We start from the raw sequence: 11,347 nt of genomic DNA on the forward strand, positions 1-11,347 counted from the left end.
CAACTGACTCCGAATAGATTTGAGCAAGCCCAATTTACGCCTACACCGCCTCGCTTGCAAAAATCGGGCTGACCATAGATTTTTTCATTGCACGCTGGACCCCGCTCTGGTCCGGCGCGCCGCGCGTGGCGCGCCGAACACCAGCAAGCTGCCCAGCGCGAACAGCCAGACGCTGACTCCGCCATACAGCATCACCCAGCCGAAACCATGGGCCAGCGCTTGCCTGGCCGTTTCGGCGGGAACGGTCCACGCGGCCGCGCCCTGTCCGATCGTCGGGGCCGTTCCCGTGGTCAGCTGTTCGGCCAGCGAGCGGAGCTGGGCGGCATCGATCGCCGGCGGGAGCTGCCTGCGCAGGAACGAGGCGATGCCTTCCACCAGGATGAAGCCCATCACCGCGATGTTCAGCGCCAGGCTGATGAAGCGCGCGCTGGTGTCGATGCCGGACGCCATGCCGGCGCGCCCCGTTGGCACCGAGCCGGTGGTGGTGTTGGTCACGGGCGTATTGGTCACGCCCAGGCCGATGCTGGCGAGCAGGCAGCCGGGCAGCATCGTCAGCCAGCTGGCCTGCTGGACGCCGCTGCCCCAGGCCATCAGGAAGCACCCCGCGCCGATGGCGAACAGGCCGGCGGGAATCACGGCCTCCGCCCGGTAGCGCAGCGCCAGGCGTTCGCCGAGCGGCGGCAGTATCAGCGTCGGCAAGGTATAGGCCAACAGCGACAGCCCGGTCGCCAGGCTGGCATAGCCCAGCCCGTGCTGGAAATACAAGGGCAGGTAGATCATGAGCGGCCAGAAGCTGAAGTTCATGCCCATCGACCCAAGCAGCGCGCCGGAGAAGCGGCGGATGCGGAATACCGAGAAATCGAACAGCGGATCGACGGCCCGCCGTTGCGCCGCGGCGAAGATGATGAAACCGCCCGCGGCGGCGAGCAAGCTGGCCAGCGAGGGCAGGCTGGCAAAGCCCGCCACCGGCCCTTGCGTGATGAACCAGGCCAGGCCGAACACCGCGACCGAGAGCGAGACGATGCCCGCCCAGTCCAGCCGGCGGTGTTGCGGGTCGCGCGATTCGTCCACGCCGGCCGCCGCTAGGCCAAAGGCCGCCACCGCGATGGGAACATGCACCAGGAACACCCACTGCCAGCTGGACAGTGCCACGATGCCGGCGCCGATGATCGGGCCCAGGCCCAGGCCGATGCCAAAGACCACGCCCCAGGCGCCGAAGGCCTTGGCGCGCGCGGCGCTATCGGCGAACTGGTGCGACAGCACCGCCAGCTGGCAGACCAGCATGGCGCCGCCGGCCATGCCCTGAAGGAAGCGGCCCGCGATCAGCCAGGCGGAATTGCCTGCCAGGCCGCAGGCCAGGGAGGTGAAGCCGAACAGCACCAGGCAGAGCAGGAATGCCCGTTTGCGCCCGTAGCGGTCGGCCAGCGCGCCCGCCGCCATCAGCACGGCGGCGCAGGCGATGGTGTAGGCGTTCATGATCCATTGCAGATCGCGAAAGCTGCTGCGCAGGACGGTTTCGAGGATGGGCAGGATTACCGGGACGCTGGAAATCTCCAGGCCGAACATCAGGCAGGCGAGGCAGGCGGCGGTAAGCGTGACCGTATTCTTGTGTGCAGGGGTTAGGGGTTTCATGGGTGTTTCCACAATCGGGTGGATCTTGCCGGCGCGCCGGGTGGTGCGCACGTCAGGTCCGGACCCGGTCCGCGGATGCGCGGCGGACGGTTGGCGGGAATGCCATTGTGGAAAAAGACAAAAAATGATGGAAATGATTTAATTTTGTTGGATTAATTAAATTTCATCATGAGTGATCGGCATGGACTACGACCCGGATCTTCTGCGCGCATTCATCGCGGTACATGAGACGGGCGGTTTCACGCGCGCCGGCAAGCGTCTGCACCTGAGCCAATCAGCGGTCAGCCATCAAATCCGCAGGCTGGAAGAGCAGGCGGGAACCGCGCTGCTCAAGCGCACGACCCGCAGCCTGACCCTGACCGAGGACGGTGAGGAATTCCTGCGCCATGCCGAGCAGATCCTGCGGGCGCAGGATGCGCTGGCGATACGCTTTCAACGCTCCGCCGTGGCGGGCGCGGTGCGCTTCGGCGTTCCGGAAAGCTATGTGGGCGACCGCCTGCCGCCCATGCTGGCGCGCTTTTCGCGCCAGTTCCCCGCAGTGAGGCTGGACGCGACGGTGGACACGTATCTGGCCTTGCGCGACCAGATAGACGCCGGCCTGCTGGACCTGGCGGTCACGCTGTCGCTCGACGAGGACCCGGCGTCGCCCTTGTTGCGCCGGACCCGGTTCGTGTGGGCGGCGGGGGAGGGGTTCGATGTGGCCGCGCATGCGCCGGTGCCCCTGGCCCTGGCGCCGAGGCCCTGCCTGCATCGAGAAGTGGCGACACGCGCGCTGGAAGATGCGGGGCGTGAATGGCGGCTTGCCTTCACGTCGCTCAGTCAGCAAGGGCTGCGCGCGGCGGTGAAGGCCGGCCTGGCCATCACCGCCATTCTCCAGGAAGACCTGGAACCGGGAATCGTGGAGATCGACGCCGAAGCCGGCTTGCCGCCCTTGCCGCAAGCCAGCTTCCGGCTGCTCTGGAGCGCGTCGGGAAGGACGCCCGCCGCGCAGGCGCTGGCGGGGCAGCTGATCGAATCGTGCGTTGCGGCTTCCGCATAGCGCGGCCGCCAACGCCGGGGCCGCGCGTCGACGTTCAAGCGCGGTGCGCCACGTCGGCGATATAGGCGCAGAACATGTCCGCCATGGCGTCCGCATAGGCGCCGATTTCCGCCTTGCTGCGCGCGTGGCCTGAAAAGACCTTGCCCACGGCGCTCAGGGTGGTGGATATCAAGCCGCCCACCAGGGCCAGGTCGGCCGGCGAGGCCTTGGGCATCACCTCGCGCATGAAGGCGCGAAAGGTTTCCTCGCCCGCCGCCCGCGCTTCGCGGGCTTCCGGCGCGTCTCGGTAGAGCGGGGCGGCGTCGCTGAGCGCGACCCGCATCTCGGCTTCCTCGCACTCCGAGCGGACAAACGCATGCACCAGCGCCCGCAGCCGTTCCAGCGGCGGCCTGGCCTGGTCTTCCAGGATGCGGCTCAGCATTTCCTGCGTCTGGCGCCATTCGTCGCTCTGCAAGCGGAACAGGATGGCGGCCTTGTTGGGAAAGTATTGGTAGACCGAACCGACGCTGACGCCGGCCTTTTCGGCCACGCGCGCCGTGGTGAAGCGGCCGGCGCCTTCCTGGGCCAAAACCTGAGTAGCGGCTTGCAGGATGGTGGCCACGAGCTCGGCCGAGCGCGCCTGCTTGGGCTGCTTTCTAGAGGAGATCTGCGGGGGATTGCTCTGGCTCATGGCGGCTGGGCGGGTCGAAAGAGAATGCGAATAGAAAACGCGAAGGATTAGTCGCATAATTTTAACGCGACGAATTATTCGCATTTTATCCCGATGACGGCGAAAAAGCGCATTCCAAGGAGACGAGGAAGACGCCCGTCAACCGGCATCGAACGCCCCGGCGCCGACCGAAAACGGCCCGTGGCGCCGCTCTCTCCTGGACCCAATCATGACAAAAGCACATACCCAGCACGCGTCGCCCTCGACGCTTGCGCCCCCCGTCACCAACGTGGTGATCAAGCTGCTGCCGCTCACGCTGGCGGTATTCATCGGCTTCCTGGTCATCGGCATGCAACTGCCCGTGCTGCCGCTGCACCTGCACGACACCCTGGGCATGGACACGCTGGTGGTCGGCCTGGTGGTCGGCTCGCAGTTCGCCGCAGCCCTGCTGTCGCGCTCGTGGGCCGGCAACTACGCCGACATGCGCGGCGCCAAGCGCGCCGTAGTGGCGGGCTCGGTGGCCGCCGCCGCCTCGGGCCTGCTCTATCTGGCCTCGCTGGCCTTTCTTGACGCGCCGACCACGTCGGTGTGGATCCTGGTGGCCGGCCGCATCCTGCTGGCCATGGGCGAAAGCCTGATCGTCACGGGCGCGATGGGCTGGGGCATCGGCCTGGTCGGGCCGCAGAACGCCGGCAAGGTCATGGCCTGGAACGGCATCGCCATGTACGGCGCCTACGCGCTGGGCGCGCCCGCCGGCGTGGTCGTCAACGGCCTGTGGGGCTTCAACGGCATCTCGGTCGCCACGCTGTTCGTGCCCATGCTGGCGCTGGCCGTGGTGGCCGGCGTGCGAGGGATCGCTCCCACCAGCCAGCGGCGCACGCCGTTCTACAAGGTGCTGAGCGCCGTCTGGGCGCCCGGCATGGGCCTGGCCCTGTCCAGCGTCGGCTTTGGCGTCATCACCGCCTTCATCGCCCTGCTGTTCGCGGCCAAGGATTGGGGCAATGCCTCGCTGGCCTTCACCGCGTTCGGCGTGGCCTTCATCGGCGCCCGCCTGTTCTTCGGCCATCTGCCCGACAAGATCGGCGGCGCCAAGGTCGCGCTGGTGTGCGTGATCATCGAAGCGGCCGGCCAGCTGCTGATCTGGGGCGCGGACACGGCCGTCATGGCCTACATCGGCGCCGCGCTCACCGGCTTCGGCTACTCGCTGGCCTTCCCCGGCTTCGGCGTGGAAGCCGTGCGCCGCGCGCCGCCGCAGACCCGCAGCCTGGCAATGGGCGCCTACGTCGCGTTCCTGGACATGTCGCTGGGCATCACCAGCCCGTTGGCCGGCCTGCTGGCCGATGCCGGCGGCATCGCTTCGGTGTACCTGGCCGGCGCCACCGCCGTGGCCCTGTCCGTGGTCGTGGCCTTGAAGCTCTTGTTCGGCGCATCCAAGGGAAATCGTCATGCGTGATACGAATACCTCCGCGGGCGGCCCCGGCATCCGCCTGCCCAAGGCGGGCAACCGGCGCACGGGCGTGATGCGCATCCGGCCCTTCGTCATCAGCCTGGTCGGCCTGGCGCTGGTGTCCGGCGGCTTGTACGGCTGGCGCGCCGCGCGGGCCGGCGTGGCCAAACCGGGGGAACGGCTGCCGTTCCTGGTCTCGGTTGTCCAGGCCGAGCCGCGCAGCGTCGCCGGTTCGTTGCGGGCGGTCGGCAGTCTGCAGGCCGTGCGCGAAGTCATGCTGGCGCCGGATACGGCGGGACGCGTGACCGCCATTCACTTCACGGCCGGGCAGACCGTCAAGGAAGGGGCCGCGCTGGTCCAGCTGTTCGACGCGCCCGAGCAGGCCGACCGCGCGGCCGCCTCGGCCAAGGCCGATTTCGCGCTGCTGCAATTGCGGCGCTCGCAGGGATTGGCGCCCAGCGGCGCCGAGTCGCGCGAGGTGCTGGAGCAACGCAAGGCCGAGGCGGCCCAGGCCGTCGCCGCCGTCCGGCAACTGGATGCACGCATCGAGCAGAAGCGCGTCCAGGCGCCGTTCGCCGGCCAGATCGGCATCCGGCGCGTCAACGTGGGCCAGTACCTGAACGCGGGCGAACCCGTAGCCACGTTGACGCAGCTCGATCCGTTGTACGTGAACTTCACGCTGCCGCAGCAGGACCTGCCCAGGCTGGCGCCCGGCGCGACGGTGCAGGTGAGCGTGGACGCCGTGCCCGGCCGCGTGTTCGAGGCCAGGGTCAGCTCCATCGAGCCGCGCGTCGACAGCCAGACGCGCAACGCCACGGTGCAGGCCCTGCTGCCCAACCCCGACCACGTGCTGCAGTCGGGCATGTACGCCACGGCCGCGCTGGTGTTGCCCGCGACCGAGAGCGCGGTCGTGCTGCCGCTCACGGCGATCCAGACCTCGGCTTCCGGCGACAGCGTGGTGCTGGTCCGCGACGCCAACGCGCAAGGCGTGGGCAAGGCCGTCGCGGTGCCGGTCACGACCGGCCGCCGGCTGGGCGAGGAGGTGCTGGTCACGCAAGGCATCCGGGCCGGCGACCTGGTGGTGACGGCAGGACAGAACCGCCTGCCGCCCGGCGCCGTCGTCAGGATCAAGGGTGCCGATGCCACGGCCGGCCCCGCCCCGGCCGCCGTGCCCGCGCCGGGCGCGGCAACGAGGAAGTCGTCATGAGCTTCACCGACATCTTCATCCGCCGGCCCATCCTGGCGCTGGTGGTCAGCCTGCTGATCCTGCTGATGGGCGCGGCCGCCGTGTTCTCGCTGCCGGTGCGGCAGTATCCGTACCTGGAAAACGCCACCGTCACCGTGACCACGTCCTTTCCGGGCGCGACGCAGGAGGTGATGCAGGGCTTCGTCACCACGCCGATCTCGCAGTCCATCGCCACGGCCAGCGGCATTGAATACCTGAGTTCGACCACCACCCAGGGCAAGAGCGAAATCAAGGCGCGCCTGGTGCTCAATGCCGATGCCGACCGCGCCATGACCGAGATCCTGGCCAAGGTGCAGCAGGTCAAGTACCAATTGCCGGCCGGCGTCACCGATCCGGTCATCAGCAAGTCCACCGAGGGCGGCACGGCCGTGCAGTACGTGGCCTTCTTCAGCGACACGCTGACCATCCCGCAGATCACGGACTTCGCCAACCGGGTCGCCCAGCCGCTGTTCGCCGGTATTCCCGGCGTCGCCTCGGTCGATATCAACGGCGGCCAGACGCTGGCGCTGCGCATCTGGATCGATCCGGTCAAGCTGGCCGCGCGCGGCCTGTCGGCCGGCGAGGTCGCGGCGGCGCTGCGCGCCAACAACGTGCAGGCCGCGCCCGGCCAGCTCAAGAGTTCGCTGACCGTCACCAACATCAGCGCCGCCACCGACCTGCGCGATGTCGAGGACTTCCGCCAGATGGTGATCCTGTCCAAGCCCGACGGCGGCGTGGTGCGCCTGTCCGACGTGGCGACGGTGGAAATTGGCGGCCAGAACTACAACAACGCGTCCTTCGCGTCCGGCGTGCCGGCGATCTTCGTGTCGCTGTATCCCTCGCCGGAAGGCAATCCGCTGGAGATCGTCAAGCAGGCCAAGGCGCTGGTGCCGAAGATCCGCGAGATGGCGCCGCCGGGACTGAGCGTGATGCCTAACTACGACGTGGCGAAGTTCGTCAACGCCTCGATCGAGGAAGTCAGGGAAACGCTGGTCGAGGCCGTGGTGATCGTGATCGCGGTGATCTTCCTGTTCCTGGGCACTTTCCGCGCCGTCATCATTCCGGTCGTGACCATTCCGCTGTCGCTGATCGGCACCGCGGCGCTGATGCTGGCGTTCGGTTTTTCCATCAATCTGCTGACCTTGCTGGCGATGGTGCTGGCGATCGGGCTGGTGGTGGACGACGCCATCGTGGTGGTCGAGAACATCCATCGACACGTCGAGGACGGGCTGTCGTCGGTGCGCGCGGCGCTGCTGGGCGCGCGCGAGATCGTCGGGCCGGTGGTCGCCATGACCATCACGCTGGCGGCCGTGTACGCGCCGATCGGCATGATGGGCGGCCTGACGGGGGCGCTCTTCAAGGAGTTCGCCTTCACGCTGGCCGGCTCGGTCGTCGTGTCCGGCGTGGTCGCGCTGACCTTGTCGCCGGTGATGAGCTCCATGCTGCTGGATGCCCGCCAGAACGAGGGCCGGCTGGCCAGGCTGGTGGAGCACTACATGGCGTCGCTGGCCGAGCGCTACCGGCGCGCGCTGTCGCGCACCCTGGCCGCGCGCGGCGCGGTGCTGCTGGTGGGCGTGGCGGTGCTGGCCGCCATCGTGGTGCTGTTGCTGGGCATCCGCCGCGAGCTCGCGCCCACGGAAGACCAGGGCGCGGTCATCGTCATCGCCAAGGCGCCGCAGTACGCGGGGGTAGGCTATACCGCGCGCTACGCCGCCCGGGTCGAGCAGATCTTCGAATCCATCCCCGAGTTCGACAGCAGCTTCATGCATATCGGCGGCACCGGACGCGGGCAGAACCAGATGCTGAGCGGGGCGATCCTGAAGGACTGGTCCGAGCGCTCGCGCTCGTCCATCCAGATCCAGGGCCAGATACAGGCGGCCGGCGGCGCGATCGACGGCGAAACGCTGACCGCCGTGCAGTTCCCGGCGCTGCCGGGCTCCAGCGGCGGCCTGCCGGTGCAGATGGTGCTGCGCTCGCCGGAGGACCTCAAGACGCTCTATGACACCGCCGAGAAGATCAAGGCGGCGGCCTATGCCAGCGGCCTGTTCGTCTACGTGCAGAACGACCTGGCCTTCGACAGCCAGCAGGCGCATGTCGCCATCGACAGCGCCAAGGCGCGCGAAATGGGCGTGACCATGCAGGCCATCGCCGAAACCCTGGCGGTGCTGGTGGGCGAGAACTACGTCAACCGCTTCAATTTCCATGACCGGTCCTATGACGTGATCCCGCAGGTCAGGCAGGACGACCGGATGACGCCGGAAGACCTGGGCCGCTTCTACGTCAAGACCGTCACCGGCGCATTGGTGCCGCTGGCCACCGTCGCCCGCGTCGAGACGCGGCCCCAGGCCAACCAGCTCACCCAGTTCGGCCAGATGAACTCGGCCACGCTGGTCATGCTGCCCCGTCCCGGCATCAGCATGGGCGAGGCCGTCGCGTTCCTGCAATCGCAGCCGCTGCCGGCCAGCACCAGCGTCGACTGGCTCAGCGACAGCCGTCAGTTCGTGCAGGAAGGCAACCGGCTGTGGGTGTCGTTCGGCTTCGCGCTGGTGGTGATCTTCCTGGTCCTGGCGGCGCAGTTCGAGAGCCTGCGCGATCCGCTGGTGATCCTGGTCACGGTGCCGCTGGCCGTCTGCGGCGCGCTGGTGCCGCTGTGGCTGGGCTACGCCACGCTCAACATCTACACCCAGATCGGCCTGGTCACCCTGATCGGCCTGATCTCGAAACACGGAATCCTGATGGTCACTTTCGCCAACCATATCCAAGAGCATGAGAACCTGAGCCGCATCGAAGCCATCGAGAAGGCGGCGACGGTGCGCATGCGTCCCGTGCTGATGACCACGGCGGCCATGGTCGCCGGCCTGGTGCCGCTGCTGTTCGCCGGCGGAGCGGGTTCGGCCAGCCGGTATTCGATCGGCGTGGTCGTGGTGATGGGCATGCTGATCGGCACGCTGTTCACGCTGTTCGTGCTGCCCACGATCTACAGCTTCATCGCCAAGGACCACCGGGCGGCGGCGCAAGGCGCGCGCGCCCGCGAACTGGCGTCGGAGGCGGGCCATGCGCATTGAGTCATCGCAGCGCCCGGCGGGCAGGGCGCGAGCCCTTGCCGCGCCCTTGCTGCTGGCGCTGGCCCTGGGCGGCTGCGCCAGCGGACCCGACTATCGCGCGCCGGCGATGCCGTCGGCGGCCGCCGGGGCGTTCGTCAGCCAGTCCGAGCGCACCAACGCCGGCGCCGAGCTGCCAGCGGACTGGTGGCGGCTGTACGACGACGCCACGCTCAACGGCCTGTTGCAGGAAGCGCTGGCTGCCAATCCCGACCTGCGCGCGGCGCTGGCCAACCTGGACAAGGCGCGCGCGGTCTACGGCCAGGCCCGGGTCGGGCTGCTGCCGTCGACCCAGCTGTCGGGCGGCACGCGTTATGGCCGCAACAACGCGGCTGGCGGCGGCGACGGCCCGGCGCCCCGGCAGTGGAGCTACAGCGGCGGGCTGGAAGTGGCCTACGAGGTGGACCTGTTCGGACGGGTGCGGCGCGACATCGAGGCGGCCCGCTACGACGCCGACGCGGTCGCAGCGGCCTATGACGCGGCCAGGGTGCTGGTCGTGGCCGACACGGCGCGCGCCTACCTGAACGCCTGCGCCTACGGCGAGTCGGAGCAGGTGGCTCGCGCGTCCATCGCGCTGGCGCGGCGCAACCTGGACCTGATCAGCGAGCAGGAGCGCGCCGGTTCGGCTTCGCGCCTGGACGCCGAGCGGGCCGGTGTGGCGCTGGCGCGCACCGAGGCGGCGCTGGCGCCCATCGAGGCGCGCCGCAGCGCCGCCCTGTTCGAACTGGCGGCGCTGCTGGGACGCACGCCGGCCCGGGTGCCGCAGGCCGCGCGGGCATGCGCCAGCCCGCCCGAGGTGGGCGGCGCGATCCCGGTGGGCGACGGCGCCGCGTTGCTGCGCAGGCGGCCCGATCTGCGCCAGGCCGAGCGCAGGCTGGCTGCCGACACCGCGCGCATCGGCGTGGCCGTGGCCGATCTCTATCCGCGCGTCACGCTGGGCGCGTCCGGCAGCTACCTGCGCAATGACACGCTTACCGGCGACCGCGCCTGGTCGTTCGCGCTGGGTCCGCTGGTGTCCTGGAGCTTTCCCAACATCGCTGCCGCGCTTAGCCGCATCGAGCAGGCCGAGGCGCAGAGCGCGGCCTCGCTGGCCCGCTTCGACGGCGCGGTGCTGAACGCGCTGAAAGAGACGGAACAGGCATTGAGCGCCTATGACGCGGCGATCCGCCAGCGCGATGCGCTGGTCCAGGCCCGCACCCGCGCCGACAATGCCTTCCGCCTAGCCGAGCAACGCTACCGCGCGGGTTCGATCAGCTATCTGGACGTGCTGGTGGCGCAAGACAGCCTGGTCACGGCGATGTCGCAGGAGGCTGCCCAGAAGCAACAGGTCGGCTCCGCGCGGGTCGATGTGTTCAAGGTCCTGGGCGGCGGCTGGGAGCCGGGCGTCGTGAACTGACGGGGCGCGCGCGGGGTGGCCGAGGGCGCGTCAAGCCGCCTGCGCTTCGCGCGCGATCAGCTCGCGCTTGCGCTCGATGCCCCAGCGGTAGCCGGCCAGCGAGCCGTCGGTGCGGACCACGCGATGGCAGGGAATCGCCAGCGCGATGTTGTTGGTGGCGCATGCGCGCGCCACGGCGCGCACCGCCGCCGGCGAGCCGATGCGTTCGGCGACCTGCGCATAGGTGGCGGTGGCGCCAACCGGAATCTCGCGCAGCGCTTCCCACACGCGGCGCTGGAAGGCGGTGCCGCGCACATCCAGCGGCAGGTTCAGGCCCAGCGACGGGTCTTCGACGAAGCCCACCACCTCGGCCACCCAGCGTTCGAACTCGGCGTCGGCGCCGATCAGGCGGGCCTTGCTGAAGCGTTCCTGCAGGCCGCGCACCAGGTGTTCGGGGTCTTCGTGTAGCGCGATCTCGCAGATGCCGATGGCGCTGGCCGCCACCAGCAAGGCGCCCAGCGAGCATTGCGCCACGGCGAAGCGGATGTCCACGCCCGCGCCATGCTGGCGATAGGCTGTGGGCGTCATGCCCAGCATGGCGGGCGCGGCTTCGTAAAAGCGCCCGCTGGAATTGAAGCCCGCGTCGTACATGGCGTCCGTGACGCTGGCGCTTTCGCGCAGCTGCTGGCGCGCGCGGCTGGCGCGCAGCGCGGTGGCATAGGCCTTGGGCGTGACGCCGGTGGCGGCCTTGAACACGCGATGGAAATGGAAGCGGCTCATGCCGGCCTGCTCGGCCAGCGTGTTCAGGTCGGGCGGCTGCTCCGCCTCGAGCGCGCGGCAGGCCCGCTCGACGGCGGCGGCGTGCTGGGGGCTCAGGGG

General features: G+C 69.3%; 8 protein-coding genes. 5 read left to right on the top strand and 3 right to left on the bottom strand.

The window, feature by feature from the left end:
- Positions 1–84: 84 nt before the first annotated feature.
- Positions 85–1,632, bottom strand: a complete 1,548-nt coding sequence (locus AC6LJ5_RS28615; RefSeq protein ID WP_498142280.1) for an MFS transporter — start codon at positions 1,630–1,632, stop codon at positions 85–87.
- 181 nt (positions 1,633–1,813) lie between these two features.
- On the opposite strand from AC6LJ5_RS28615, the gene AC6LJ5_RS28620 reads away from it, so the two are divergent.
- Positions 1,814–2,671 carry a LysR family transcriptional regulator gene (locus AC6LJ5_RS28620; protein ID WP_498142281.1) on the top strand — a complete coding sequence of 286 codons (858 nt, stop codon included), beginning with the start codon at positions 1,814–1,816 and terminating at the stop codon, positions 2,669–2,671.
- Between the two features lie 34 nt (positions 2,672–2,705).
- Here AC6LJ5_RS28620 and AC6LJ5_RS28625 read toward each other — a convergent pair whose 3' ends face one another.
- Entirely contained in the window at positions 2,706–3,341 is a 636-nt protein-coding gene (locus AC6LJ5_RS28625) for a TetR/AcrR family transcriptional regulator (protein WP_103274087.1), read from the bottom strand.
- 208 nt (positions 3,342–3,549) lie between these two features.
- Here AC6LJ5_RS28625 and AC6LJ5_RS28630 point away from each other — a divergent pair, with 208 nt between their 5' ends.
- Genes AC6LJ5_RS28630 through AC6LJ5_RS28645 form a run of 4 tightly spaced genes read left to right on the top strand, consistent with a single transcriptional unit; the run spans position 3,550 to position 10,489 of the window.
- A complete protein-coding gene (locus AC6LJ5_RS28630) occupies positions 3,550–4,773 on the top strand; it encodes an arabinose transporter (protein WP_103274088.1) in 1,224 nt (407 codons plus the stop codon).
- A complete protein-coding gene (locus AC6LJ5_RS28635) occupies positions 4,766–5,974 on the top strand; it encodes an efflux RND transporter periplasmic adaptor subunit (RefSeq protein ID WP_498142282.1) in 1,209 nt (402 codons plus the stop codon). The genes AC6LJ5_RS28630 and AC6LJ5_RS28635 overlap by 8 nt, the downstream gene beginning before the upstream one ends.
- Positions 5,971–9,057 (top strand): efflux RND transporter permease subunit, encoded by a 3,087-nt coding sequence (locus tag AC6LJ5_RS28640; RefSeq protein ID WP_498142283.1) that lies wholly within the window; start codon positions 5,971–5,973, stop codon positions 9,055–9,057. Before AC6LJ5_RS28635 ends, AC6LJ5_RS28640 begins: the two co-directional genes overlap by 4 nt.
- Positions 9,047–10,489 carry an efflux transporter outer membrane subunit gene (locus tag AC6LJ5_RS28645; protein WP_498142284.1) on the top strand — a complete coding sequence of 481 codons (1,443 nt, stop codon included), beginning with the start codon at positions 9,047–9,049 and terminating at the stop codon, positions 10,487–10,489. Before AC6LJ5_RS28640 ends, AC6LJ5_RS28645 begins: the two co-directional genes overlap by 11 nt.
- A 30-nt stretch (positions 10,490–10,519) precedes the next feature.
- On the opposite strand, the gene AC6LJ5_RS28650 is transcribed toward AC6LJ5_RS28645, so the two are convergent.
- Positions 10,520–11,347 (bottom strand): bifunctional transcriptional activator/DNA repair enzyme AdaA (locus AC6LJ5_RS28650; RefSeq protein WP_498142285.1); only part of this gene is annotated, 828 nt, incomplete at its 5' end.

This window comes from Achromobacter sp. 1011791174, assembly GCF_059760925.1.

Coding starts and splice junctions, on each gene's coding strand:
- AC6LJ5_RS28615 (WP_498142280.1), bottom strand. CDS start 1,632: ATGAAACCCCTAACCCCTGCACACAAGAATACGGTCACGCTTACCGCC.
- AC6LJ5_RS28620 (WP_498142281.1), top strand. CDS start 1,814: ATGGACTACGACCCGGATCTTCTGCGCGCATTCATCGCGGTACATGAG.
- AC6LJ5_RS28625 (WP_103274087.1), bottom strand. CDS start 3,341: ATGAGCCAGAGCAATCCCCCGCAGATCTCCTCTAGAAAGCAGCCCAAG.
- AC6LJ5_RS28630 (WP_103274088.1), top strand. CDS start 3,550: ATGACAAAAGCACATACCCAGCACGCGTCGCCCTCGACGCTTGCGCCC.
- AC6LJ5_RS28635 (WP_498142282.1), top strand. CDS start 4,766: ATGCGTGATACGAATACCTCCGCGGGCGGCCCCGGCATCCGCCTGCCC.
- AC6LJ5_RS28640 (WP_498142283.1), top strand. CDS start 5,971: ATGAGCTTCACCGACATCTTCATCCGCCGGCCCATCCTGGCGCTGGTG.
- AC6LJ5_RS28645 (WP_498142284.1), top strand. CDS start 9,047: ATGCGCATTGAGTCATCGCAGCGCCCGGCGGGCAGGGCGCGAGCCCTT.